At 68.9% G+C, this 23,946-nt stretch carries 24 protein-coding genes; 17 read left to right on the top strand and 7 right to left on the bottom strand.

Translation table 11 applies throughout. The features are described from left to right. Positions 1-18: 18 nt before the first annotated feature. Both NWF22_RS01325 and NWF22_RS01320 read right to left on the bottom strand, forming a co-directional pair. Positions 19-1,593, bottom strand: coding sequence for a 1,4-alpha-glucan branching protein domain-containing protein (locus NWF22_RS01325; RefSeq protein WP_160900963.1), 1,575 nt, complete (start codon positions 1,591-1,593; stop codon positions 19-21). Between the two features lie 16 nt (positions 1,594-1,609). Further along, entirely contained in the window at positions 1,610-2,377 is a 768-nt protein-coding gene (locus NWF22_RS01320; protein ID WP_160900964.1) for a class I SAM-dependent methyltransferase, read from the bottom strand. A 198-nt stretch (positions 2,378-2,575) separates the two neighbouring features. Here NWF22_RS01320 and NWF22_RS01315 point away from each other — a divergent pair, with 198 nt between their 5' ends. The 8 genes from NWF22_RS01315 (at position 2,576) to NWF22_RS01280 (ending at position 10,643) form a co-directional block, all read left to right on the top strand. Continuing rightward, a complete protein-coding gene (locus tag NWF22_RS01315) occupies positions 2,576-3,361 on the top strand; it encodes an electron transfer flavoprotein subunit beta/FixA family protein (protein WP_160900965.1) in 786 nt (261 codons plus the stop codon). Positions 3,362-3,423: 62 nt separating this feature from the next. Continuing rightward, positions 3,424-4,380: an electron transfer flavoprotein subunit alpha/FixB family protein gene (locus tag NWF22_RS01310; protein ID WP_160900966.1), complete on the top strand. Its 957-nt coding sequence runs from the start codon at positions 3,424-3,426 to the stop codon at positions 4,378-4,380. Positions 4,381-4,552: 172 nt separating this feature from the next. Then, positions 4,553-5,434 carry a lysophospholipid acyltransferase family protein gene (locus tag NWF22_RS01305; protein ID WP_160900967.1) on the top strand — a complete coding sequence of 294 codons (882 nt, stop codon included), beginning with the start codon at positions 4,553-4,555 and terminating at the stop codon, positions 5,432-5,434. Positions 5,435-5,525: 91 nt separating this feature from the next. Beyond that, the gene (locus tag NWF22_RS01300; protein ID WP_160900968.1) at positions 5,526-6,011 is read left to right on the top strand and encodes a DUF4334 domain-containing protein; all 486 of its coding nucleotides are present in this window, start codon (positions 5,526-5,528) and stop codon (positions 6,009-6,011) included. A 7-nt stretch (positions 6,012-6,018) separates the two neighbouring features. Then, complete coding sequence (locus NWF22_RS01295; protein WP_160900969.1) at positions 6,019-7,122, top strand: NAD(P)-dependent alcohol dehydrogenase; 1,104 nt, start codon at positions 6,019-6,021, stop codon at positions 7,120-7,122. Positions 7,123-7,276: 154 nt separating this feature from the next. Beyond that, the gene (locus NWF22_RS01290) at positions 7,277-8,485 is read left to right on the top strand and encodes a cysteine desulfurase family protein (protein WP_160900970.1); all 1,209 of its coding nucleotides are present in this window, start codon (positions 7,277-7,279) and stop codon (positions 8,483-8,485) included. Beyond that, positions 8,485-9,630: a tRNA 2-thiouridine(34) synthase MnmA gene (gene mnmA, locus NWF22_RS01285; RefSeq protein WP_160900971.1), complete on the top strand. Its 1,146-nt coding sequence runs from the start codon at positions 8,485-8,487 to the stop codon at positions 9,628-9,630. Before NWF22_RS01290 ends, mnmA begins: the two co-directional genes overlap by 1 nt. A 47-nt stretch (positions 9,631-9,677) precedes the next feature. Continuing rightward, the gene (locus tag NWF22_RS01280) at positions 9,678-10,643 is read left to right on the top strand and encodes a uroporphyrinogen decarboxylase/cobalamine-independent methonine synthase family protein (RefSeq protein ID WP_160901448.1); all 966 of its coding nucleotides are present in this window, start codon (positions 9,678-9,680) and stop codon (positions 10,641-10,643) included. A gap of 9 nt (positions 10,644-10,652) precedes the next feature. Here NWF22_RS01280 and NWF22_RS01275 read toward each other — a convergent pair whose 3' ends face one another. After that, complete coding sequence (locus tag NWF22_RS01275; protein ID WP_160900972.1) at positions 10,653-11,039, bottom strand: MmcQ/YjbR family DNA-binding protein; 387 nt, start codon at positions 11,037-11,039, stop codon at positions 10,653-10,655. A 61-nt stretch (positions 11,040-11,100) separates the two neighbouring features. Here NWF22_RS01275 and ligA point away from each other — a divergent pair, with 61 nt between their 5' ends. Next, on the top strand, positions 11,101-13,179 hold the full coding sequence (gene ligA, locus NWF22_RS01270; protein ID WP_160900973.1) for an NAD-dependent DNA ligase LigA: 2,079 nt from the start codon (positions 11,101-11,103) through the stop codon (positions 13,177-13,179). Position 13,180: 1 nt separating this feature from the next. Here ligA and NWF22_RS01265 read toward each other — a convergent pair whose 3' ends face one another. Continuing rightward, a complete protein-coding gene (locus NWF22_RS01265; protein ID WP_160900974.1) occupies positions 13,181-13,849 on the bottom strand; it encodes an ACT domain-containing protein in 669 nt (222 codons plus the stop codon). A 104-nt stretch (positions 13,850-13,953) separates the two neighbouring features. Between NWF22_RS01265 and NWF22_RS01260 the strand changes: the two genes are divergently transcribed. The 4 genes from NWF22_RS01260 (at position 13,954) to gatA (ending at position 16,903) form a co-directional block, all read left to right on the top strand. Next, entirely contained in the window at positions 13,954-14,355 is a 402-nt protein-coding gene (locus NWF22_RS01260; protein ID WP_258321291.1) for a VOC family protein, read from the top strand. 79 nt (positions 14,356-14,434) lie between these two features. Continuing rightward, positions 14,435-15,025 (top strand): antibiotic biosynthesis monooxygenase, encoded by a 591-nt coding sequence (locus NWF22_RS01255; RefSeq protein ID WP_160900975.1) that lies wholly within the window; start codon positions 14,435-14,437, stop codon positions 15,023-15,025. 79 nt (positions 15,026-15,104) lie between these two features. Then, on the top strand, positions 15,105-15,419 hold the full coding sequence (gene gatC / locus NWF22_RS01250) for an Asp-tRNA(Asn)/Glu-tRNA(Gln) amidotransferase subunit GatC (protein ID WP_160900976.1): 315 nt from the start codon (positions 15,105-15,107) through the stop codon (positions 15,417-15,419). Then, positions 15,416-16,903, top strand: a complete 1,488-nt coding sequence (gene gatA / locus NWF22_RS01245) for an Asp-tRNA(Asn)/Glu-tRNA(Gln) amidotransferase subunit GatA (protein ID WP_160900977.1) — start codon at positions 15,416-15,418, stop codon at positions 16,901-16,903. Before gatC ends, gatA begins: the two co-directional genes overlap by 4 nt. A 4-nt stretch (positions 16,904-16,907) precedes the next feature. Here the strand turns inward: gatA and NWF22_RS01240 are convergent, their stop codons facing one another. After that, entirely contained in the window at positions 16,908-18,134 is a 1,227-nt protein-coding gene (locus NWF22_RS01240) for an alpha/beta-hydrolase family protein (RefSeq protein ID WP_160900978.1), read from the bottom strand. Further along, positions 18,131-18,775, bottom strand: a complete 645-nt coding sequence (locus NWF22_RS01235) for a hypothetical protein (RefSeq protein WP_160900979.1) — start codon at positions 18,773-18,775, stop codon at positions 18,131-18,133. The genes NWF22_RS01240 and NWF22_RS01235 overlap by 4 nt, the downstream gene beginning before the upstream one ends. A gap of 141 nt (positions 18,776-18,916) precedes the next feature. Here NWF22_RS01235 and NWF22_RS01230 point away from each other — a divergent pair, with 141 nt between their 5' ends. The 3 genes from NWF22_RS01230 (at position 18,917) to NWF22_RS01220 (ending at position 22,045) form a co-directional block, all read left to right on the top strand. After that, a complete protein-coding gene (locus NWF22_RS01230; RefSeq protein WP_258321290.1) occupies positions 18,917-20,221 on the top strand; it encodes a sensor histidine kinase in 1,305 nt (434 codons plus the stop codon). A 45-nt stretch (positions 20,222-20,266) separates the two neighbouring features. Next, positions 20,267-20,887, top strand: a complete 621-nt coding sequence (locus NWF22_RS01225) for a response regulator (RefSeq protein ID WP_202398370.1) — start codon at positions 20,267-20,269, stop codon at positions 20,885-20,887. A 123-nt stretch (positions 20,888-21,010) separates the two neighbouring features. Next, positions 21,011-22,045 carry a 6-phosphofructokinase gene (locus NWF22_RS01220; RefSeq protein WP_160900981.1) on the top strand — a complete coding sequence of 345 codons (1,035 nt, stop codon included), beginning with the start codon at positions 21,011-21,013 and terminating at the stop codon, positions 22,043-22,045. A 1-nt stretch (position 22,046) separates the two neighbouring features. Here the strand turns inward: NWF22_RS01220 and NWF22_RS01215 are convergent, their stop codons facing one another. Further along, on the bottom strand, positions 22,047-22,298 hold the full coding sequence (locus tag NWF22_RS01215) for a PspC domain-containing protein (RefSeq protein ID WP_160900982.1): 252 nt from the start codon (positions 22,296-22,298) through the stop codon (positions 22,047-22,049). A gap of 143 nt (positions 22,299-22,441) precedes the next feature. Here NWF22_RS01215 and gatB point away from each other — a divergent pair, with 143 nt between their 5' ends. After that, positions 22,442-23,944, top strand: a complete 1,503-nt coding sequence (gatB, locus tag NWF22_RS01210) for an Asp-tRNA(Asn)/Glu-tRNA(Gln) amidotransferase subunit GatB (protein WP_160900983.1) — start codon at positions 22,442-22,444, stop codon at positions 23,942-23,944. Positions 23,945-23,946 lie beyond the last annotated feature (2 nt).

Below are 23,946 nucleotides of genomic sequence, written 5' to 3'. Positions count from 1 at the left end.
TGTCATCCCCCATCGCGCTCACGCGCCGGTGCCCTCCGGCGGCGCGGCCGTGTACAGTCGCCGGGCGTCCAGACCGGCGAACAGATTGTCGGCTCGCGACCAGTTGTGGGCGAGTCGCCCGGCGAGGCCGGTCCGACCGCGGAGTGCGGCGTCGCAGATCTCGCGGGTGGCGTGCGCATGTTTGTGCGCCCGGTCCACAGCGTAGTGCGCAGCCGTGTCCTTGGAGACCATGAACGGCCAGTCCGACGACACGGTGAGCAGCGTCTCCCGCACGATCTGGTCGGCGATGCGGTTGCGCAGGCCCCGATGTCCGGGCGCTGCGCCCGGCGCGACCGGTTCGATCAGCTTGTCCACCGCCTCCAGTGCGGTTTCGGTGACCTCGGCGTTCAGCCGGACCAGGTGGTCGACCTGGGGGCCGTTCCAGACCCGCCAGTCCTTGCCCGAGCCCCACGATGACGCAGCCAGATCCACTGGCGCACCCACGAAACCGTCGCGGCGCGCCGAGTCGAGGGTGCCGACGCGGACACCCGCCTCCGGCAGTCGACGCAGCAGACGCTCGAGCCAGATCGGGCCCTCGTGCCACCAGTGCCCGAACAATTCGGTGTCGAAGGCAGCCACCACCAATGCGGGCCGGCCCAACCGCGCCGACTCGTCGACGAGCCGACGACGCACGTGGTCGATGAAGTCGTCCACGTGCCGGTCGACGACCGGGTCGACCCGCTCGGGGTCGTAGGGCTTCTTGTCCTCGGCGGGCACCGTGCGTCCGGTCACCCGGGCGGGCTTGAGACCGGTCAGGTGGTCATAGGTGTGGAAGTCTCGGTAGGTGGGATGCCCCGGATAGCCCGAACGAGGCGACCACACCCGGTAACTCACGGTCAGATCGCGGCCGAATGCGACGACGTCGGAATCGCCGACCGGTCTGCCCAGCGCGGTGTCGCCACGCAAGGTCGGCCCGTCGACCATGAAATGGCGTACCCCGGCAGCGTCGTATTCGACCTCCATGCCCGGCGTGAACGCACACTCGGGTGCCCAGATCCCGGTCGGCTCGGCCGCCCAGCGCGCCCGCGCGTCGGCCAGCCCCTCGCGTAGCGAGAACTGTCGCAGGCGGGCGTCGAGCAGCGGCGCGAACGGATGGGCCAGCGGCCCGCCGAGGAGTTCGATGACCCCGGTCGACGCCAGCGCGCGGATCTGCGGACTGCCCCCGTGCCGCCAGTGCGTCTCGAAGTCGGCCAGTGCAGCGTCGGCGGCCACGAACTCCCGTGTGCCCAGTTCGTGTCGCGTCGGGCCGCCGTCGCCCGCGGCGATCATCGCGCGCAGCTGCCAGTCGGCGAGCCACTCGTGCATCGACGCGGTGCAGTGCGGGTCGTCGAGCTGAGCGGCGAGCACCGGCGTGATCCCGAGGGAGAGTTGATCGCGCATCCCGGCGTCGGCGAGGCGGCGCAGCATGGCGAACACCGGCAGATACGAGGCGGCCCACGCCTGGTAGAGCCATTCCTCGCCGACCGGCCAGCGGCCGTGGTTGGCCAGCCACGGCAGGTGCGAGTGCAGCACCAGGGTGAACTGCCCGGGGACCGGCTGCCTGGACGCGCTCACGTCGTCGGTCCGCAGATCACGGGCACACGGCGACGGCGAGCAGGTCGAGGCCGGCGTCGATGTCCACCCCGGGTGTGGTGGCGTCGCGGATCTCGAAGTCGGTCATGCGGATTGCGGCCACATCGGCGGCCAGCGCGGCCGGCCATTCCTGCCCGGCGAGCGCCCGGTCGATCTGGGCGTCGATCACCGAGCCACCCCATTTCGCGTCGAGTGCGCTCAGCCCGGCGCCGTGGTGGACGCTGAGCATCGACTCCACGGTGAATCCGCCGTCGATCAGCAGCGTGCGCAGCTCGGCCGCATCGAGTTCGCGGGTGTGGAACGGATTGAGCGGGGTGTCGCGGCCGGGGGAGAAGGTGATGCGGTTCGGGGTGGAGATCAGCAGTCGCCCACCCGGCCGCAGGACCCGTCGGCACTCGGCGACGAATGTGGCCTGATCCCACAGGTGTTCGATCACCTGAAAATTGACCACCACGTCGACCGAATCGTCGGGCAGCGGTAGGTCGACCAGGTTGCCCTGGTGCACGGTCAGGCCCGGGTAGCGGCGTCGCGTGTGGGTCACCGCGGCCTCGTCGTAGTCCACACAGACCACCGACCGCGCCACCGACGCGAGCATCGCCGCGCCGTAGCCTTCGCCGGAGCCCGCCTCGAGCACATCTCGGCCACCGCAGCGATCGAGGACATGGGCGTAGGCGACCTCGTGCCGACGGAACCAATAGTTCTCCTCGGCGATCCCGGGGACGGTCCGCTCGCCGGTCAGCGCGAGGGTGTCGTGTGACTCGCTCATCCCCACGACAGTAGTGGGTCTGATCGGCGCCTCTTGCCACGTGCTCGCAGCGTCGACCGCCACCGTCGGCCGCCGCGCCCGTTATGTGAGGTAGTCGATGTTTTGTGCATACCGAGCAGACGCTAAAGTAGGGGAGACCGATAGCAACTTACTGGGCAGTAAGATGTTGAAACCGACGCAGGAGGTCGACGCAGACCCATGACAAACATTGTCGTTCTGATCAAGCAGGTTCCTGATACATGGTCCGAGCGCAAGCTGACCGAGGGTGACTACACGCTGGACCGTGAAGCCGCTGACGCCGTTCTCGACGAGATCAACGAGCGCGCGGTGGAGGAGGCCCTGAAGATCAAAGAGGCCGAGGGCGGCGAGGTCACCGTGCTGACCGCCGGACCCGAGCGTGCCACCGAGGCCATCCGCAAGGCGCTGTCGATGGGTGCCGACAAGGCCATTCACATCAAGGACGACCAGATGCACGGCTCCGACGCCGTTCAGACCGCCTATGTGCTCGCGCGTGCGCTCGGCACGGTCGAGGGTGTCGAGCTGGTCATCGCCGGCAACGAGGCCACCGACGGCCGCGTCGGCGCGATCCCGGCGATGATCGCCGAGTACCTGGAGCTTCCGCACCTCACGCACCTGCGCAAGCTGACGCTCGAGGGTGAGACGCTCAGCGGCGAGCGGGAGACCGACGACGGCATCTTCCACATCGAGGCGCAGCTGCCGGCCATCGTGAGCGTCAACGAGAAGATCAACGAACCGCGCTTCCCGTCCTTCAAGGGCATCATGGCCGCCAAGAAGAAGGAAGTTCAGGTCGTCACCCTGGCCGAGATCGACGTCGAGGCGAGCGATGTGGGCCTGGCGAACGCCGGCAGCGCGGTGACCGCATCGGCACCGAAGCCGCCGAAGACCGCCGGTGAGCGCGTGAGCGACGAGGGCGACGGCGGCACCAAGGTCGCCGAGTACCTGGTCTCGCAGAAGATCATCTAGTTCTCGACCGGTACTAGACGACAACTGGCGAAGAACAGACATTCAGGAGATAGAAGAACAACATGGCTGAAGTACTTGTGCTCGTGGAGCAGGACGCCGAAGGCGCCCTGAAGAAGGTCACCAGCGAACTCATCACCGCCGCCCGCGCGCTCGGCACCCCGTCGGCCGTCGTGGTCGGCAAGCCGGGCTCGGCCGACGGCATCGTCGACGGTCTCAAGGAGGCCGGCGCGGAGAAGATCTACGTCGCAGAATCCGACGATGCGGCGGCCTACCTGGTCACCCCGCAGGTCGACGTGCTCGCGTCGGTCGCCGAGCAGGCGTCGCCGGCCGGCATCCTGGTCGCCGCGACCCCGGACGGCAAGGAGATCGCCGGACGTCTCGCCGTGCGACTGGGCTCGGGTGTGCTCGCCGACGTCGTCGACGTCAAGGAGGGTGGCGTGGGCATCCACTCGATCTTCGGTGGTGCGTTCACCGTCGATGCCCAGGCCAAGGGCGATGTCCCGGTGTTCTCGGTCCGGCCGGGTGGAGTCGAGGCGGCTCCGCAGGCGGGCGCCGGCGAGCGCGTCGACGTCGAGGTCCCGGCGCAGGAAGACGGCGTCGTGAAGATCACCAAGGTCGAGCCCAACGTCGGCGGCGACCGCCCGGAACTCACCGAGGCCTCGATCGTGGTCTCCGGTGGTCGCGGCGTCGGCAGTGCCGACAAGTTCTCGGTGGTCGAGGAACTCGCCGACTCGCTCGGTGCCGCTGTCGGCGCCTCGCGTGCCGCAGTCGACTCCGGGTACTACCCGGGTCAGTTCCAGGTCGGTCAGACCGGCAAGACCGTGTCGCCGCAGCTCTACGTGGCGCTCGGCATCTCCGGTGCCATCCAGCACCGCGCCGGCATGCAGACCTCGAAGACCATCGTCGCGGTCAACAAGGACGAAGAGGCCCCGATCTTCGAGATCGCGGACTACGGCGTCGTCGGCGACCTGTTCAACGTCGCGCCGCAGCTGACCGAAGAGGTCAAGAAGCGCAAGTGAGTTGAGCGGCTCGCGCTGCCGAGCCCGAGCCTCGCGGCCCCCGACCGTCTCGGCATCGAGACGGTCGGGGGCCGTCGTGGTGTCTGGCGGGATGCCGGGTGTTCACCACCCGCGCACCGACACGCAACGTCGATGTGGTGGTCAGGTCGTTCGAAGTCGGTGTCATCAGGGCATGACCATCACCTCGAGTCCGCCCACCGACCCGGTCGTGGCATTGCCGGTGCTCGGTGCGTCGCCGCTCACGGTCGTCGGGTCGCCGCACGCGTGGTACCCCTACAGCGCCTGTGGGGATACGTGCCGCAGACTCGATCCGGCCGCGGCCGCCGGGCACCTGCTCGTCGCGGCCCGCCTGATGGGCCTGGTCGCCATCGCCGCCCTGCTCGCCGTGACCGGGCCGCTGGCGGCGGTGTGCCCACGACTCATCCGCCGCCGCTATCTCGTGCGGGCCGCCCGCGCATTGCTGTGGTCGATCGGCGTCTCGGTGCACGTCGACGACCGGCGTCCGTTCGTCGGCGGAACGCGTGGGCTCATCGTCGCCAACCACACATCGTTCCTGGACATCTTCGCGCTCGCGGTGATCAGCCCGGCGCACTTCGTCGCCAAGTCCGATGTGGCCGCGATGCCGGTGATCTCGGGCCTGGCCCGGCGATTGGGCGTCATCACCATCGACCGCGCGTCCTTGCGGCACCTGCCGGCCACGGTCGCCGAGGCGGTGGAGCGACTCCACCACGACAGTTCGGTCGCGGTGTTCCCGGAGGGGACCACCTGGTGTGGCCGCGAGGCCGGGCGATTCCGGCCCGCCTTCTTCCAGGCCGCCATCGACGCGGGCGTGCCCATCATCCCGGTTCACCTGGGCTTCACCGCCCATGACGGTTCGGTCACCGCGGCAGCCAGTCTGATCGGTGACGACTCGCCGCTGGACACCCTGCGCCGGGTCCTGGCCGCGCGCGGTCTCGTCGTGCGTGCCACCGTCCACGAGGCGCAACTACCCGATACCGACCGTCGTGCGCTGGCCCTGCGCTGCGAGCGACTGGTCTCCGGGGCTGCAGGTTGAGATGAAATCCTTGATATATCTCATATATGTTGTATCCCGAGCGCACGACGACCCGTCGGCGTGGTGATCCGACATCAGGAGGACTCCGAGGATGACGTCCGCACCGGCCCTGTCCCGCGCCGAGGCGCAGAAGCGCTTCGCCGATCTCGTCGCCGCCACCGGCCTCGTCGACGACGCCGAACTAGACGCCGTCTGGGCGGCGCTGGAGACCTTGCGGCCCGAAGAGATGTTCGGTGCGTGGAAGGGCGGTGAGTTCACCACCGGGCACCCGATCAACGGCATGCTGGAGAAGTCCGGGTGGTACGGCAAGACCTTCGTCTCCCGCAGCGATGTGCAGCCGTTGGTGTGCCGTGGCGAGGACGGAAAGCTGTTCTCCGACAAGAAGCTCGGAAAAGGCGAAGCGAGCCTCTGGGCCATCGAGTTCCGTGGCGAGGTGACCGCGTCGATGGTCTACGACGGTCAGCCGGTCATCGACCACTTCAAACGTGTCGACGCGAACACGGTGATGGGCATCATGAACGGTAAGGGCGGGGTCGTCGACGGTCGGCACCTCTACTTCCATCTCGAACGGGTCTGAGCGCGCAGTGCAGATCGACGCCGCGGTCGTCTCCACCCCGGGCGGCCCGTTCGAGGTGACGCCGATCGAGATCGACGGGCCCCGTGCCGGCGAAGTGCTGGTGCGGATGCGGGCGGTCGGTATCTGTCACACCGATCTCGGGATGAAGGCCACCTGGTCGCCCCGGCGGTTGCCGCAGGTCTTCGGGCACGAGGGCGCCGGTGTGGTGGCCGCGGTGGGGCCCGACGTCGAGGGGCTCGAGCCGGGACAGACGGTGAGTCTGACCTTCCGCAGCTGCGGTCACTGCGCGCAGTGCACGGACGCCCACCCCGCCTACTGCACGGCCGGGCTGAACATGGCCGGCCGCCCCGACGGCACCCCGACGCTGCGCCGCGCCGGCGAGCCCGTGTTCGGTGGCTTCTTCGGCCAATCGAGCTTCGCGACCTACGCGATCGCCCACGTCGACAACGCGATACCGGTCCCTGATGAGGTCCCGGCCAGGGTGGCGGCGCCGTTGGGATGTGGCGTGCAGACCGGTTACGGCACCGTCACGCAGGTGGTCCGTCCGGCACCCGGCTCCACCGTGACGATCTACGGCGCGGGCAGCGTCGGTCTGTGTGCGGTGCTCGCCGCCGTGCGCGCGGGCGCCGACGTGGTGGCGGTCGATCCGATCGCCGCGCGGCGTGAGCTGGCGGTGAAGTTCGGCGCGATCGGGACCGTGGATCCGACGACGGTCGACGACGTGGCCCGCGAGGTCCGCTCGATTCACCGCCGCGGGACCGACCACGGCATCGACACCACCGCGCGTCAGGACGTCTTCACCGCCGCGGTCGCTGCGGCCGAACCCCGCGGTGACATCGCGCTGGTCGGCATCGGTCGCACCCTCGAGTTCGACGTCATGCGCGTCCTCTACAAAGGACTGTCGATCCGCGGCGTCATCGAGGGCGACGTGGTCGCAGCCGACATCATTCCGGAACTCGCCGCGCTCTATCTCACCGGTGAGCTGCCGCTCGACGATCTCATCACGACCTATCCGTTCGCCGACATCGAGCGGGCCGCGGCCGATTCGCTCGCGGGCACGACCATCAAGCCGGTGCTGCTGTTCGATTCGGGGGACACCGCCGACCGATGATCCGGCGGTCGCCGCCGGGTCGACGAACGGCCCGACTCGTGTTGGTCATGTCCCCGACGCCTGTTGGTCTTGTCCCCGACTGCTGTTGATCTTGTCACTGTCGGCTCGCGCGGGAATTGGTGGGCCGTCGCTGCGCGTTTAAGCTTGCTGAGACATGTCCACGCCCTCCCGAGCCCCGATCTACCTCGATCACGCTGCGTCGACCGGCATGCTGCCGGACGCCATCGAGGCGATGACCGCTGTCTTCGCGCAGCCCGGCAACGCCTCGTCACTGCACGGGTCGGGCCGGTGGTCGCGTCGCCGCCTCGAGGAGGCGCGCGAATCGGTGGCGGCGTCGGTGGGTGCACGGCCCTCGGAGGTCATCTTCACCGGCGGTGGCACCGAGGCCGACAACCTCGCCCTCAAGGGCATCTACCGAGCACGGCGGCGTGCCGACGCCCGCCGTCGCCGGGTCATCGTGTCGGCGATCGAACACCACGCCATCCTGGACCCGGCGGCCTGGTTGTCGGATGCCGAGGACGCCGAGGTGGTGATCGCCCCGGTGGACGCCGACGGGTTCGTGTCGCCGTCGTGGTTGCAGGCCGAGCTGGCCGAGCACGCCGAGCAGACCGCGGTGATCTCGGTGATGTGGGCCAACAACGAGGTCGGCACCATCCAGCCGATCCACGAGCTCGCCGCCATCGGCGCCGAGTTCGGGGTGCCCGTCCACTCCGACGCGATCCAGGCGGTCGGGCACATCCCGGTCGACTTCGGTGCCGCAGGGCTGGCCGCGATGAGTCTGGCGGCACACAAGTTCGGCGGCCCCCAGGGAGTGGGCGCCTTGCTGCTGCGCCGCGACGTCGACTGTGCACCCCTGCTGCACGGCGGTGGTCACGAACGTGACGTGCGCTCCGGCACGCAGGATGTGGCCGGAGCAGCCGGCATGGCCGCGGCGCTGCGCTGGTCGACCGACCACCTCGAGGCCAACATCGAGTCCGTGACCGCGCTGCGCGACCAACTGTTCGCCACGCTCCTCGCACTGCCCGGCACGTCGGCCAACGGCCCACGCGACCGTCACCGACTGCCCGGCAACGTGCACGTCTCCTTCGCCGGATGCGAAGGAGACTCGCTGCTGATGCTGCTCGACGCCAACGGCATCGAATGCTCCACCGGGTCCGCCTGCACCGCGGGCGTGGCGCAGGCCAGCCACGTGCTGTTGGCGATGGGCCTCGACGTCCCGACGGCACGCGGCTCATTGCGTTTCTCGCTGGCCCCGACGTCCACGACTGCCGACGTCGATGCGGTCGGTGAGGTCATCGGCCAGGTCGTCGACCGCGCCCGCGCGGCCGGCCTGGTCTCGTCACCGAGTGGGAAGGTCAGCTGATGCGGGTACTCGCTGCGATGAGTGGCGGCGTCGACTCCTCGGTCGCCGCCGCCCGCGCCGTCGACGCCGGTCATGAGGTCGTCGGCGTACACCTGGCACTGTCGACCGCGCCGGGTGCGCTGCGCACCGGGTCGCGCGGATGCTGCTCGCGGGAGGACGCGTCCGATGCGCGGCGCGTCGCCGATGTCCTCGGCATCCCGTTCTATGTATGGGATTTCGCCGACCGATTCAAAGACGATGTGATCGACGAGTTCGTCGACGCCTACGCCGCCGGTCAGACCCCCAATCCCTGTTTGACGTGCAACGAGAAGATCAAATTCGCCGCGCTCGCCCAGAAGGCGGTGGCCCTGGGCTTCGACGCGCTGGCGACCGGACACTACGCACGTCTGGCCGACGGTGAGCTCCGCCGAGCCGTCGACGAGGACAAGGACCAGTCCTACGTACTCGCCGTGCTGACCGCCGACCAGTTGAGTCGGGCGATGTTCCCGGTGGGCGACACCCCCAAGAGCGAGATCCGCGACGAGGCCGCCCGCCGCGGCCTGGCGGTCGCGGAGAAGCCGGACTCCCACGACATCTGCTTCATCCCCACCGGTGACACCCGCGCCTTCCTCGGCGCGCGCATCGGCATCAGGCCCGGCGCGGTCGTCGACGCCGACAGCGGGGACCGCCTCGCCGAACACGAGGGTGTGCACGGTTTCACCATCGGGCAACGCAAGGGGCTCGGCATCGACGCGCCGGCCGCCGACGGCCGGCCTCGATATGTGACCGACATCGATCCGGCGTCGGGCACGGTGACGGTCGGATCGGCCGCCCACCTCGACGTCTGGTCCATCACCGCAGGGCGCGCCGTGTGGACCTCGGGTGCGGTGCCCGACGGACCGATCGAGGTGATGGTGCAGGTACGCGCACACGGCGGGCTGGCTCCGGCACTCGCCACCCCGGCGCTCGCCGACGGCGAACCCACCATCGAGATCGCGCTCGCCGAGCCCCTCACCGGCGTGGCCCGCGGGCAGGCCGCGGTGCTCTATGCACCCGACGCGCAGCGCGGTGATCTGGTGCTGGGCTCCGGACGCATCGTGGCCACCGACTCCGACCCCGCAACGGGTGCCCCGGACGTGCGGGTACCGGCCGGCACACACCGGTGACCGCCGCCGGCACCATTCTCGGTGGGGCCGGTACCGGCATCGGCTCGATGCCGGGCACCGACGCCCGCGAGGCGGCCGCCGTCGTGAACGGTGAACTCGACCTGGCCCATCTCGTCGAACTGCCGGCCCGCGGGGTGGGCGGCGACATGATCGGGCGGATGGCGGCGGTCCTCGTCGATCTGCCCATGGATGCCGACACCTGGGGCTATCGGCTCGGAGCGCGCGGAGCAGGATCGGCCCGCCGCGCCCGCGACTACCTGCAGGCTGACCTCGACGCCGTCGAAGAGCTCTGGGATGCAGCAGGTTTCGTCGGAACCTCGCGGCCTTTCAAGATCCAGGTGTGTGGCCCGTTCACGCTGTCGGCGTCGGTCGAACTGCCGGCCGGGCACAAGGTGCTGCGGGATCGGGGCGCATGGCGTGACGTGGTCGCGTCGACCACCGAGGGCACCCGGGAACTCGTGGGCGAGGTGGCCCGTCGGCTCGGTGCCGAGGTCATCGTGCAGATCGACGAGCCGATGATCGGTCGCGTGATCGACGGCACGGTGACGCCGCTCACCCGATTCGACACCATCCCGGCGGTTCCGGTGGTCGAGGTGGTGGATGCGTTGCGCGGGCTGGTCGATCAGATCGGTCGTCCGGCCATCGTGCACAGTTGCGCCACCCCGCGCTGGGACCTCGTGCAACGGATGACCGGGGTCGGATGGTCGCTCGACGTCACGTCACCGTCGTCGTCGGACCTCGACGGCCTCGGTATGCTGCTCGACCGCGGCGACCCGCTGATGGCCGGTGTCGTGCCGACCGCCGGTGATCGTCGAGTGCGTGCAGAGACCGTGGCGCAACACCTCGCCCGGCTCGTCGATCGCATCGGAATCGAGCGAAAAGTGCTGGCGCAGAGGGTTATCGTGAGTCCAACGTGCGGTCTGGCGGGTGCTGACCCGGCCTGGGCGACGGCGGCGCTGGGCATCTGCGCGTCGGCCGGCGAACTGCTGGCCACCGATCCCGGCGCTCTCTGAGCTGCCCGGCTACCGGGAATCCAACTTCGCGATCGACCGTTTCGGCGCGATCTGCCGGTAGCTGGCGTCGAGGAGTTCGGCGACCTCGGTCCAGTCGGAGTCGTCGTCGAGGAGGATGCCGAGCCACCCGTAGGCGCCCAGATAGGCGGGCAGATAGAAGCGCGGATCGGCCAGCAGCGCCGCACGCTCGGCGGCATCCGGGATGAACAGCAGGGACTGGTCGTGGCGCGTCCTGCTGCCCTTGACACTGCCACCGTAGTTGCCGAACATCTTGCCGCACCGGAACGTCGGCCGTCCGTGCGCGACGACCTCGGTGGTGTCGGGCAGCGCCAACGCCACCTCGCGCACGCGCACCAGGATCGGATCGTCGTCATCGAACATGATCGGATGCGGCATGGGCTCAGCGTAGAGCCATCGGCCGTCCGGGTGTGTCGGTCGGCTTCGATACGCTCGTGACGTGGCAGAACAAGGCAACCCGACCGACGTCGGCGGTGACCTGCGTGAGCAATGGACCGCACTCGCCGAGGAGATCCGCGATCACCAGTTCCGCTATTACGTCAAGGACGCGCCCATCATCTCCGACGGCGAGTTCGACCGGTTGCTGCGCAGGCTGCAGGAACTCGAGGACGCTCACCCGGAACTGATCACGCCGGATTCGCCCACGAAGCTGGTCGGCGGTGGTTTCTCCACAGCGTTCACCCCGGTCGATCATCTGGAGCGGATGCTGTCGCTCGACAACGTCTTCGACTCCGACGAGATGCGCACCTGGGTGGATCGCGTCCACGCCGACACCGGCAGCAGCGGCGACTTCCTGTGCGAACTCAAGATCGACGGGGTGGCACTGTCCCTGGTCTACATCGACGGGACGCTGACCCGTGCGGTCACCCGCGGGGACGGACGCACCGGCGAGGACGTCACCCTCAATGCGCGCACCATCGACGATGTGCCGCGACGGCTCACCGCCGCCGACGGTTTTCCCGTCCCACACGAACTCGAGGTGCGCGGCGAGGTGTTCTTCCGGGTGGAGGACTTCGAAGCGCTCAACGCCTCGCTGGTCGCCGACGGCAAACCGCCGTTCGCCAATCCGCGCAACTCGGCGGCCGGGTCGCTGCGGCAGAAGAACCCACAGGTGACCGCACGGCGCCGACTGCGGATGATCTGCCACGGGATCGGCCACACCGAGGGCTGGCGTCCGGCATCCCTGCACGATGCGTACCTCGCTCTCGGCGCCTGGGGACTGCCGGTCTCCGACCACACCACCAAGGTCGCCGGTGCCGACGAGATCCTGGACAAGATCGCCTACTGGGGTGAGCACCGCCACGACGTGGAACACGAGATCGACGGCATAGTGGTGAAACTCGACGACGTCGCACTGCAACGCCGGCTGGGATCCACGTCCCGCGCCCCGCGCTGGGCGATCGCCTACAAGTACCCACCAGAGGAGGCGACCACCGAACTGCTCGACATCAAGGTCGGGGTGGGCCGCACCGGGCGGGTGACCCCGTTCGCGTTCATGCAGCCGGTGCTGGTCGCCGGTTCCACGGTGTCCCGTGCCACCTTGCACAACGAGTCCGAGGTGAAACGCAAGGGCGTGCTCATCGGCGACACCGTCACCATCCGCAAGGCCGGCGACGTGATCCCCGAGGTCCTCGGCCCCGTCGTGGATGTGCGCGACGGCAGCGAGCGCGAGTTCGTGATGCCCACGCACTGCCCGGAATGTGGCACGGCGCTGCGTCCGGAGAAGGACAGCGATGTCGACATCCGTTGCCCCAACGCCCAATCGTGTCCGGCGCAGTTGCGCGAGCGGCTGTTTCATCTCGCCGGCCGCGGCTCGTTCGACATCGAGGCGCTGGGCTACGAGGCGGCCACCGCGCTGCTCACCTCCGGGGTGCTGACCAATGAGGGGGACCTGTTCTCGCTCACCGCCGACGATCTGACGACGACCGACCTGTTCCGCACCAAGGCAGGGGAGCTCTCGGCCAATGGGAAACGGCTGCTCGCCAATCTCGACGGCGCGAAGAAGGTGCCGCTGTGGCGGGTGCTGGTGGGGCTGTCCATCCGCCATGTGGGACCCACCGCGGCTCGTGCACTGGCCACCGAATTCGGTTCGTTGCAGGCGATCGAGGACGCGAGCACCGAACAACTGGCCGAGGTCGAGGGCCTCGGCATGACGCTGGCGCAGAGCATCCGCGACTGGTTCACCGTCGACTGGCACCGCGAGGTCGTCGAGAAATGGCGCGCGGCAGGCGTTTCCATGGAGGACGAGCGTGATGACTCGATCGTCCGGACATTGGAGGGCAAGACCGTCGTGGTGACCGGTTCCCTGCAGGACTATTCCCGTGACGGCGCCAAGGAGGCCATCCTGCAACGCGGCGGCAAAGCCGCGGGGTCGGTGTCGAAGAAGACCGACTACGTCGTCGTCGGCGACTCGCCGGGCAGCAAGGCCGCCAAGGCCGAACAACTCGGCGTACCGATCCTCGACGAGGCGGCGTTCACCCATCTGCTGGAGACCGGCGAGGCGCCGGACGCCGGGTGACTCAGCCCTCGGCGCGCAACACCGTACTGACGATCCCGGTGAGATAGCCGAGCCGGGCGATCTCCGACGGCCGGAAGTCCGGCCCGCCGATACGCCCGAGCAGCACCGCTCGCGCGCCATCGCCGAGCGGGGCGGCCGCCAGGCGGGTGTCCATGTCCTGCCAGGCCTGGGGCACCCAGCCGGCGGTGGAATCGAGTTGCGCGGCGCGATCGATGGGCAGCCAATCGGCCCGGGTGAGCGGTGTTTCGGGGGCTCCGGAGCTGCCGAACAGCTGCAGCACCCCGTTGCTGGCGCTGGTGATGACCATCGCCCAGGACACCCGCAGAACACGGGGTGCGTTGTCGACGAGCACCTGCAGCTTGTGGTGATCGGCCGTGGCCACCTGATCGACGAGCTCGAGTTCGCGGTGCGTGTCGAGCACACCGGCGTAGGGCCGGATGGAGTCGACCCGCACACCCTTGAGCTTCTCCGCCGCCGTGATCAGGCCATCCGGGAGCGAACCGGGCGCGATGTCGACGACCAGATCGTCGACGGCATAGCCTTCGCCGCGTTCGACCACTTCCAGCGACAGGATGTCGGCGCCCACCGAACCGAGCTGGACGGCGAGCAGTCCGAGACTGCCCGGGCGGTCCTCGAGGTACACGCGCAGCAGGTACGACACGCGGCTCATTGTTGCACCGAGGTGTGACCACCGTGTGACGAGAGGGGGCTTGCCGGGGTGCGACTGCGTGGGGGTGGTGACCATCACCAGCGCTGCGGACTACGGTGATGCAGGTGACCGCAACCCCGCCGCTGCACGGCCTGCACCATCTGACGCTCACGGTGAGCGATCTCGAGGCCTCGGTCCAGTGGTATGTCCGTGTCCTCGGGTTCACAGAGGTCACGCGCGTCCGGGCGGACGGTATGCACAAGTCCTTGCTGAACCGACCGGATCTTCCGCCGATCAGCTTTGTCGCCCACGGTGACTCAGCCGTCGTCGGTGCCTTCGACGAGCATCGGGTGGGTCTGGACCATCTGTCGTTCGCCGTCGCCGACCTCGCCGAACTCCAGCTGTGGGTCAGCGTGCTCGACCAGGAGGGTGTCGCACATGGCGACGTCGCGGCGGGCCGGAGCGGTTCGGTGGTGAGCTTCCGCGACCCGGATGGGATCGCGCTGGAGTTCTACACCCTCGTCTGATCCGGCCATCGTCGAACCCGGCCCCCGCACTGCCGGTGCGAGCGCTGCGTCGACGACGATCGGCGGCGACGATGATGTCATGGCAACCGACGACACAGGCGCCGCAGCAGAACAACCGCAGAGCTCGACTCAGGTCACCGCATCGGTCGCCCGCCGCATCGAGCCGGGCCGTGAGCACGATTTCGTGAGCTGGACCGATGCGGGGATCGCGCTGGCACGAACCTTTCCGGGTTTCCTCGGCGGCGGCTGGCTGCGCAACTCGCGCATCGACAACGAGTACTACGTGGTCTACCGGTTCGCCGACGAGAAGACGATGGACGACTGGGTGTCCTCACCGGTGCGCAAGGCCTGGCTGTCCCGTGGCGAGGGAGTCGCCGTGGAGTATGCGACGCACCGGTTGTCGGGTATCGAAGGCTGGTTCGAGCCGCAGCAGCACCTGACCCAGGCGGTCCGGGTCGCCGGCGCGCCGCCGCCGCGATGGAAACAGGCGATCACGATCTGGCTCGGCTTCTTCCCGATGTTGTTGCTCATCAACCTGGTCGTCGTCAGCCGAATCGACGGGCTCCCGGTGGTGCTCACCACACTCATCGCCACCCTGATCAACACCCCGATCATGGTGTATGTGGTGCTGCCCTGGATCACCGCACGACTGGCACGATGGCTGCACTGACCACCGCGTCACGCGCGCGCGATCGGCTCCCATAGGCTGGTGGGGAAACACGCATGCACTCGGCGAGAAAGGACCTGGCATGTCCAGCGGATCGGAGTCGGCCATCTCCCGGGAGGAGGTCGCGCACCTGGCTCGGCTGTCCCGGTTGGCGCTGACCGATGAGGAACTCGATCAGTACGCGCAGCAGCTCGACTCGATCCTGGCCCACGTGGCGCAGGTGTCGGAGGTGGCCGCCGATGAGGTACCCGGCACCGCACATCCCGCCGAGCTGGCCAACGTGCTGCGCCCCGACGTCGTGGTCCCCGGCCTGACCACCGATCAGGCGCTCTCCGGTGCGCCTCGTGTCGAACAGGACCGGTTCGCCGTCCCGCAGATCCTCGGGGAGGAACAGTGACATCAGCCCGCACCGCCGGCGAGATCACCGGACTGTCGGCCGCCGACCTCGCCGCCAAGATCTCGGCGCGCGAGCTGTCATCGGTGGAGGCCACCCAGGCCCACCTGGACCGGATCGCCGAGATCGACGACGATCTGGGTGCCTTCCTGCACATCAGCGGTGCAGAAGCGCTGGTCGCGGCCAAGGCCGCCGACGACGCGATCGCCGGTGGCGAGGCGCCCTCACCGCTCGCCGGTGTCCCGATCGCGCTGAAGGACGTGTTCACCACCACCGACGCGCCGACCACCTGCGGCTCCAAGATCCTCGAGGGTTGGGTGCCGCCGTACGACGCCACCGTGACCGAGCGGCTGCGCGCGGCGGGGATCCCCATCCTGGGCAAGACCAACATGGACGAGTTCGCCATGGGCAGCTCGACCGAGAACTCCGCATATCAGCTGACCCGCAATCCGTGGGACACCGACAAGATCCCCGGGGGCTCGGGCGGCGGCAGCGCTGCCGCGCTCGCCTCATTTCAGGCGCCGCTGGCCATCGGCACCGACACCGGCGGCTCGATTCGGCAGCCGGCCGCGGTGACCGCGACGGTGGGCGTGAAACCCACCTATGGCACGGTGTCGCGCTACGGACTGGTCGCCTGTGCATCCTCTCTCGACCAGGGTGGCCCGTGCGGGCGGACCGTGCTCGACACCGCGCTGCTGCACTCGGTCATCGCCGGCCACGATCCGCGTGACTCCACGTCCATCGACGCGCCCGTCCCCGACGTGGTCGCGGCCGCGCGCTTCGGTGCCGAGCAGGATCTGAGTGGCGTTCGGATCGGAGTCGTCACGGAGCTGCAGGGCGAGGGCTATCAGTCCGGAGTCCTGGAGTCGTTCCGGGCGGCTCTGGGGGTCCTGACCGATCGCGGGGCCGAGGTCGTCGAGGTGTCCTGCCCGCACTTCACCTATGCCCTCGGCGCCTACTACCTGATCCTGCCGTCGGAGGTGTCGTCGAACCTCGCCCGTTTCGATGCGATGCGCTACGGCCTGCGCATCGGCGACGACGGTGCCCACAGCGCCGAAGAGGTGATGGCGATGACCCGCGACGCCGGCTTCGGCCCGGAGGTCAAGCGGCGCATCATGATCGGCACCTACGCGCTCTCCTCGGGCTACTACGACGCCTACTACGGCCAGGCCCAGAAGGTGCGGACGCTGATCGCCCGCGACTTCGCCGCCGCCTACGAGCAGGTCGACGTCCTGGTGTCGCCGACGACCCCGACGACGGCGTTCGCGTTGGGGGAGAAGGTCGACGATCCGCTCGCGATGTACCTGTTCGACCTGTGCACCCTGCCGGTGAACCTCGCCGGAGTCGGCGCGATGTCGGTGCCGTCCGGTCTGTCCGCGGACGACGGCATGCCGGTCGGGCTGCAGATCATGGCTCCAGCGCTGGCCGACGACCGGCTCTACCGGGTGGGCGCGGCCTACGAGGTGGCCCGCGGTCCGATCGAATAGCGCGTCACGAGGACGGGCTGCCGACACCCTGTTCTGGTCCGTAGCGGTGGCCGACGCCGGGTGCGCCGTCGAGCGATCCGAGCAGATCGACCGAGGTCTGCAGAAATCCGATCAGCGGCAGCCAGAGCGGTTGTGGTGTGCGGCGGCCGACGATACGGGTGTCGGCCATGTGTCGGGGCGGCCGCCAGAGCACTGACCACGACCATCGCGGAATCGGGTCGGAATCGTTGGCGATCACGACGCGGGGGGAGCCGGCCCCGGGGTGCTCGGCCACCGCGTCACCCGGAATCCCCACGAGCACCGTCTCGGTGAGTGCGCCCGGACGTGTCCGGTCCGCCCACACGCGGGCGGTCTCGGCGCCCACGGCACCCAGGCTCTGTCCGTAGACATGGACTTCCGGTCGGCGCGCCGGCGGGCGGGCACCGATACGGTCGAGCACCTCCCGCAGCAGCGCGGTCGCCGTGTGCCCGGCCGACGACCGGTCGGCGACGAACGTCTGCCACGACGGCCGAGCCGAATACTGCATCGCCACCACCGTGACGTCGCCCCCGAATCGGCGACGGTAGCCGGCCACCGCGGCGGCGTCCACCCACCCCGAACCGGTCGGTACGGCGATCACCACGGCGCGGCGGTCGAGACCGCCGGCACGTACCCAGCGGGTGACGAGGTCGGCACTGCGCTGCGCTGCGGCATCCCGGTGGAGAGCAGACATGTCGTCGTTCTGGGCATTGGAGTCGTTCTGGGCATAGAAGATGCCCGCGGGTACGTCGGGTGTCTGATCGGCGGGGTCGTCGGCCTGCGCCGCGGGCAGGAAGCCGGCGAGCAGGGCGACGGTCATCGCCACGACCAGCGCCGTGATGCGGGGCAGCCACACAATCGCCACGAAGGCCAGCAGACCTCCGGTGACCGACACGGCCGCCCACCCCGGTCCCACCGCGGGAGCGCCGAGGGCGTCGCGCAGCCCGTTCTGCCAGGACATGCTGAGAAGGGCTGCGCAGCATGCGAACCCGAGCGATCCCGCGCCGGCGGCGACGATCGTGGCGGGCCGGGCCGGCGATCTCCGGGTGGCCATCAGCACGGACGCGGTGACGACGGCGACGCACCCCGCCGTCACAACCGCCGACACCATCGCCGACCGGGGCAACCCGGAGGGCCACAACGCCGCGGTCGCGGCCAGCGCCGCAGCCACCGAGACGATCGGATGCGGCCCGCAACGGCCGCGCGCGGTCACCGGCCACCGCCCGCGTGCAGAACCGCCCACCCGCGGCCGACCCCGGACGTCACGATCTCCGCGGTCGATTCGTCGGCCGTCGGTGGACCGTCGAACTGCCGCCAGGTGTTCACGCGCAGCCCGAGTTCGGCCGCGGTGGCGGCCAGCTGACACGCCGGAGACGTACAGGCCGCGCGCATCCGCTCGATCAGCATCCGATCCAGCCGCAGGCGCGCCCAGCCGCCGAGCCGATGACCGGACCGGTCGGCGAATCGCAGGACGTCGTAACCGAAGTCGTGGGCCCGGCACAGCACCTCGAAGCGGTGCGGCAACGGGATCGGCGACGAACACCCGCCGTGCGGATCCACCGGGTAGCCGGCACGCAGCTGCGGGCGATAGCCGAATGCCGCGGAGAACTCCGCGGGCACCTCGGCAGCCGCGCGTTCCGGCCGGCCGCTGGTCAGATCCCACACGATCCGGCCCGCAGGGGTCGAGATGTCGTGCGGTGTCGGGTTGCTCTCGGCTGGCTCCCGATGACCCTCCACGACATTCGGGGAGGCCTCCGCCGGTGCCGTCGAAAGTCCGAGAAGTAATGCGGCCGAAGCGAAACCGGCGACGATTCGGGTTGCGGTGCGGGTGGGCCCGCGAGGCTGTCGGGTCATGGATTCGACGCTAGGAATCGGCGTCGCGGTCCCACATCGGCCGCTGCGGTGAACGCCGTGCCCGTCGCGGGATCGCAATGTGCTGCGCGTTCTCACCCCGCCGGCCGAAGGGGGAATCCCCCGAAAGTATGAGGACGTGTGGTGGGTGCGCGTCCTACGGTGAGTGGCGAGGTGATGACGATGTTTCGTGGGGTGAGATCGCTGTCGGGTCGGGTGGCGACACTGGTGGCGCGAGAGATCGCCGAGCATCCGGCGGCGCGTGACCCGGCTGTTCAGCGCTACGTCCGTTCGCCGATGAACTGGTTTTTCCTGTTCGCGGCGACTGTGCTGTTCGCGGTGTCATGGCCGACGCTGTCGCTGACCCATTCGATACCTGCCTACGCCCAGCCGGTCGTGGCGGCCTTCGCCTCGTTCCCCCTCGCCTTCGCATTCTCTGCGCCGGTGGCCGGTTGGGCCGTGTCGGTGGTCTCGGCGCAGCTGATCGGTCTGCTGGTGCCGACGGTCAACGGCTGGCCGTGGTCCATTCAGGTCACGCACATCATCTCGTTGGTGGTGCTGACCTTCGCGGCCTGTCTGCGGTGCCCGTTGCGCTGGATTCCGGTGGTGTGGATCAGCACCTCCATCGTCTTCGTACTCGGCGCTCCCGCCGACGCGCGGGCCGGCTGGGCATTCGGGTTGGCGTTCGGCGCCGTGGTCATCGGCCTGATCCGAATCCTGGCCAGTTCGCGCCGCCAACTCGCCGCCAGCACCGAGCAGAAGCAGGTGGTCGAATCCCAGAAGGCCATCCTGCAGGAGCGGACTCGCATCGCGCGAGATCTGCACGACGTGGTGGCGCACCGGATGTCGGTGGTGGTGGTGATGGCGCAGACCGCGCGGTATCGGTTGGCGGACGTGAGTGACGAGGCGGCTGCGGAGTTCGAGGCGATAGCGGTGTCGGCTCGTGCGTCACTCGACGAGGTGCGCCAGATGCTCGGCGTGCTCCGTACCGATGGCGAGTCGCCGGCCGCACCGAATCCGGGCCTCGACGACCTCCCGTCGCTGGTCGGGCAGACCCGACTGACCGGCGCCACGGTGGATCTCGTCGACTCGGTTGTTCATGAGAAGATAAGTGCCACAGCGGGTGTGGTCATCTATCGGATTGTGCAGGAGAGCCTGGCGAATGCGACGCGGCATGCGCCGGGGTCGTCGGTGGAGATCACCGTGCTCCCGGCGCACGCCGGGGTCACCGAGGTGTGTGCACGCAACACCGCGCCCACCGCCGAACCGGTGTGTCTGCCGGGTGTGGGCGCCGGCATCGTGGGCATGACTGAGCGCGCCGCAGCGGTGGGCGGAGTGCTCACCGCCGAGCCCACCGCGGACGGCGGATTCCAGGTGCGTGCACTCATCCCGGACAACGCCGGCCATCGCGTCGACGCCGTCGGCTCGGCGGTGGGCGTGAGCGAATAGGCTGTCCGCGTGGCTGTCACGGTGGTGGTTGTCGACGATCAGGCGATGGTGCGCCAGGGCTTCTCGGCTCTACTCGGCGCGCAGGCCGATATCTCTGTCCTCGGCGACGCCGCCGATGGCGTCGCCGCAGTCGAACTCTGCGCCCGCGTCCGGCCGGACGTGGTGTTGATGGACGTACGCATGCCTCGCAAGGACGGACTGCGTGCCGCCGAGGAAATCCTCCGCGCGTCGTCGGGACGCGATGAAGTGACGCGGGTGCTGATGTTGACGACCTTCGACATCGACGACTACGTGTACGAGGCCCTGCGGATCGGTGCATCGGGCTTCATGCTCAAGGACGCACCCGCCGACGAACTCGTCCGCGCCGTCCGGGTCGTCGCGGCGGGTGAGGCATTGTTGGCGCCATCGGTGACCCGACGCCTCATCGAGGAGGTGACCTCGCGCAGATCGCGCACACCGCACAGCCGCGCGGCCGACCGACTCACGCCGCGGGAACGTGAGGTTCTCGATCTCGTCTCCGACGGGAGGTCGAACGGCGAGATCGCCGGGCACCTCTACGTCTCCGAACAGACCGTCAAGACCCACGTCAGCAGCGTGCTGAACAAGCTGGGTCTGCGGGATCGAGCCCAGGCGGTGGTCTTCGCCTACGAGAACGGACTGAAGTGAGCGGAGCGCAAAGTTCACCTGCCGATGCGCCGGTACGCGCGCGACACCCGGCGCGGGTCGGCCCGGGCCACTAGATTGAACGGGGTACGTGTCAGGGTTGGTCGACAGGAAGGTCTCGGGGCGATGGCCAAGAGGTTCGGCATTCTCACCAGCGGCGGTGACTGCCCTGGACTGAACGCGGTGATCCGCGGCGCAGTACTCAAGGGCGAAACCGTCTATGGACACGAGTTCGTCGGCTTCAAGGACGGCTGGTACGGGCTGGTGTACGGCGACATCATGGAGCTCAATCGCTCCACGGTCCGTGGTTTGTCCCATGAAGGCGGAACGATTCTGGGAACCAGCCGCTTCGGGCCGTACCAGGAACCCGACGGTGGCGCGGAGAACATCAAGAAGGTCATGAAGAACCTCGGCATCGATGGCGTGATCGCCATCGGCGGGGAGGGTACGGCCTCGGCGTCACGGCGACTGTACGAGGACGGCATCAACATCGTCGGCGTCCCCAAGACCATCGACAACGATCTCGACGCCACCGACTACACCTTCGGTTTCAACACCGCGGTCGAGATCGCCACCGAGGCCATCGACCGACTGCGCACCACCGGCAACTCGCACAAGCGGTGCATGGTCCTCGAGGTGATGGGACGTCATGCCGGCTGGATCGCCCTCTACTCCGGGATCGCCGGGGGAGCGCACGCGATCCTCATCCCCGAACAGCCGGAAAGCCTCGACCAGATCTGCGCCTGGGTCACCCACGTCAAGAACCGTGGTCGCGCCCCGATGGTGGTCGTCGCCGAGGGATTCAAGTTCCCGGACATGGGCGAGGCGTACTCGGTGAAGGGGCTGGACGGGTTCAATCGTCCGCGCCTCGGCGGTATCGCCGAGGTGCTCGCCCCCCTCATCGAGGAACGGACCGGGATCGAGACCCGGGCCACGGTGCTGGGGCACATTCAGCGCGGTGGTGTGCCGACCGCATTCGACCGGGTCCTCGCGACCCGCCTCGGGATGGCGATCACCGACCTGTGCGCCGACAAGGGGTGGGGCAAGATGGTGGCGCTCAACGGCACCGACATCGTCCGGGTCGACTTCTCCGACGCGCTGGCCAATCAGAAGTCGGTGCCCGCCGACCAGTACCAGGAGATCCGGGTCATCTTCGGCTGAGTCAGACCGCCGGTGGCTGCGTCGGGTAGGGCACGGGCGACGGTGGCACCACCGGTTCGCGCGGGATGATCAACCAGAGGACCAGGTAGAGCAGCACCTGTGGGCCGGGCAACAGGATCGAGGCCACGAACAGCACCCGGATGACGGTGACGTCCCAGCCGAAGCGCTTGGCGATGCCGCCGCACACCCCGCCGAGCCAGGCGTCGTCGCGCGAACGCATCAGTCGGGTGGAACCCGGAGTTGTGGTGGTCATGGGTCTTCCTTTCGTCTGAAGTCCACGCTACGGATCGCCGGTCACGGCGTCATCGGGGAAGACCCTGAATCGAACCCGGGTTCGTGCAGCGTGTCCGACGACCCGCGCAGCCGCCGGATCGGCGGAGCAATAAGATGGCAGCCATGACTGCCGCTGCCACCGAACTGCTCGACTACGACCAGGTCATCGCAGAGTTCGACCCCGTCCTCGGCCTCGAGGTGCACGTCGAACTGGGCACCGAGACCAAGATGTTCTGCGGCTGCCCGACCGCCTTCGGGGCGGAACCCAACACCCAGGTGTGTCCGGTGTGCATCGGGCTGCCGGGATCGTTGCCCGTCGCGAACGTCAAGGCCATCGAGTCGGCGATTCGGATCGGGTTGGCGCTCAACTGCAGCATCCGGCCCTCGAGTGTGTTCGCACGGAAGAACTACTTCTATCCCGATCAGCCGAAGAACTATCAGATCTCCCAGTACGACGAACCGATCGCCTTCGACGGGTTCCTGGAGGTGCTGCTGGGAGACGGCACGCCGTGGCGGGTGGAGATCGAGCGGGCGCACATGGAGGAGGACACCGGAAAGTCCCTCCACATCGGCGGATCCGGCCGCATCCACGGGGCCAGTCATTCGCTGCTCGACTACAACCGGGCCGGCGTTCCGCTGGTGGAGATCGTGACCAAGCCCATCGTCGGGGCGGCCGAGCGCGCACCCGAGGTCGCCCGCGCGTATGTGTCGGCGCTGCGCGATCTGCTCAAGGCACTCGACGTCTCGGACGTGCGGATGGATCAGGGGTCGCTGCGCTGCGACGCCAATGTTTCGCTGATGCGCAAGGACGCGACGGAGTTCGGCACCCGCACCGAAACCAAGAACGTCAACTCGCTCAAGAGTGTCGAGGTGGCGGTGCGCTACGAGATGCAGCGGCAGGCCGCGCTGTTGCTCGCCGGTGGTGAGGTGGTGCAGGAGACCCGACACTTCCACGAGGCGGACGGCACCACCTCGCCGGGACGGCGCAAGGAGACCGCAGAGGACTACCGCTACTTCCCGGAGCCCGATCTGCCGCCGGTGGCCCCGGACCCGTCGTGGATCGCCGAGTTGGGCACCACGCTGCCGGAGATGCCCTGGGTGCGGCGTGCCCGTATCCAGGAGGAATGGGGTGTCTCCGACGAGGTGATGCGTGACCTCGTCAACGTCGGCGCGATCGACCTGGTCATCGCCACCGTGGACGCCGGTGCCGGCGTGGAGGCCGCCCGCGGCTGGTGGGTGTCGTTCCTCGCGCAGCAGGCGAACACACGGGGCACCGAACTCGCCGACCTGCCGATCACCCCGTCACAGGTCGCCACGATCATCGGTCTCGTCGACGAGGGCAAGCTCACCACCAAACTCGCCCAACAGGTGGCGGTGGGTGTGCTCGACGGGGAGGGTGAGCCCGAGCAGGTCGTCGCCGACCGCGGGCTCGAGGTGGTGCGTGATGACTCGGCGCTGCAGAAGGCCGTCGACGAGGCGCTCGTCAACAACCCCGACATCGCCGACAAGATCCGCGGCGGCAAGGTGGCCGCAGCCGGGAAGATCGTCGGCGACGTGATGAAGGCCACGCGGGGTCAGGCCGACCCGGCGCGGGTCAAGGAACTCGTCCTCGCCGCCTGTTCCTGAGT

This window comes from Gordonia mangrovi, assembly GCF_024734075.1.
GTDB lineage: Bacteria > Actinomycetota > Actinomycetes > Mycobacteriales > Mycobacteriaceae > Gordonia > Gordonia mangrovi.
This window is presented reverse-complemented; position numbering and strand designations above follow the sequence as displayed.

What these genes read in the sequence shown, in the direction of transcription:
- NWF22_RS01255 (WP_160900975.1), top strand. Translation starts at nt 14,435, where the DNA reads ATGGCAACCGACGACACAGGCGCCGCAGCAGAACAACCGCAGAGCTCG.
- mnmA (WP_160900971.1), top strand. Translation starts at nt 8,485, where the DNA reads ATGCGGGTACTCGCTGCGATGAGTGGCGGCGTCGACTCCTCGGTCGCC.
- gatB (WP_160900983.1), top strand. Translation starts at nt 22,442, where the DNA reads ATGACTGCCGCTGCCACCGAACTGCTCGACTACGACCAGGTCATCGCA.
- NWF22_RS01265 (WP_160900974.1), bottom strand. Translation starts at nt 13,849, where the DNA reads ATGAGCCGCGTGTCGTACCTGCTGCGCGTGTACCTCGAGGACCGCCCG.
- NWF22_RS01310 (WP_160900966.1), top strand. Translation starts at nt 3,424, where the DNA reads ATGGCTGAAGTACTTGTGCTCGTGGAGCAGGACGCCGAAGGCGCCCTG.
- NWF22_RS01225 (WP_202398370.1), top strand. Translation starts at nt 20,267, where the DNA reads ATGGTGCGCCAGGGCTTCTCGGCTCTACTCGGCGCGCAGGCCGATATC.
- NWF22_RS01300 (WP_160900968.1), top strand. Translation starts at nt 5,526, where the DNA reads ATGACGTCCGCACCGGCCCTGTCCCGCGCCGAGGCGCAGAAGCGCTTC.
- gatC (WP_160900976.1), top strand. Translation starts at nt 15,105, where the DNA reads ATGTCCAGCGGATCGGAGTCGGCCATCTCCCGGGAGGAGGTCGCGCAC.
- NWF22_RS01305 (WP_160900967.1), top strand. Translation starts at nt 4,553, where the DNA reads ATGACCATCACCTCGAGTCCGCCCACCGACCCGGTCGTGGCATTGCCG.
- NWF22_RS01280 (WP_160901448.1), top strand. Translation starts at nt 9,678, where the DNA reads ATGCCGGGCACCGACGCCCGCGAGGCGGCCGCCGTCGTGAACGGTGAA.
- NWF22_RS01220 (WP_160900981.1), top strand. Translation starts at nt 21,011, where the DNA reads ATGGCCAAGAGGTTCGGCATTCTCACCAGCGGCGGTGACTGCCCTGGA.
- NWF22_RS01235 (WP_160900979.1), bottom strand. Translation starts at nt 18,775, where the DNA reads ATGACCCGACAGCCTCGCGGGCCCACCCGCACCGCAACCCGAATCGTC.
- NWF22_RS01215 (WP_160900982.1), bottom strand. Translation starts at nt 22,298, where the DNA reads ATGACCACCACAACTCCGGGTTCCACCCGACTGATGCGTTCGCGCGAC.
- NWF22_RS01320 (WP_160900964.1), bottom strand. Translation starts at nt 2,377, where the DNA reads ATGAGCGAGTCACACGACACCCTCGCGCTGACCGGCGAGCGGACCGTC.
- NWF22_RS01275 (WP_160900972.1), bottom strand. Translation starts at nt 11,039, where the DNA reads ATGCCGCATCCGATCATGTTCGATGACGACGATCCGATCCTGGTGCGC.
- NWF22_RS01290 (WP_160900970.1), top strand. Translation starts at nt 7,277, where the DNA reads ATGTCCACGCCCTCCCGAGCCCCGATCTACCTCGATCACGCTGCGTCG.
- NWF22_RS01315 (WP_160900965.1), top strand. Translation starts at nt 2,576, where the DNA reads ATGACAAACATTGTCGTTCTGATCAAGCAGGTTCCTGATACATGGTCC.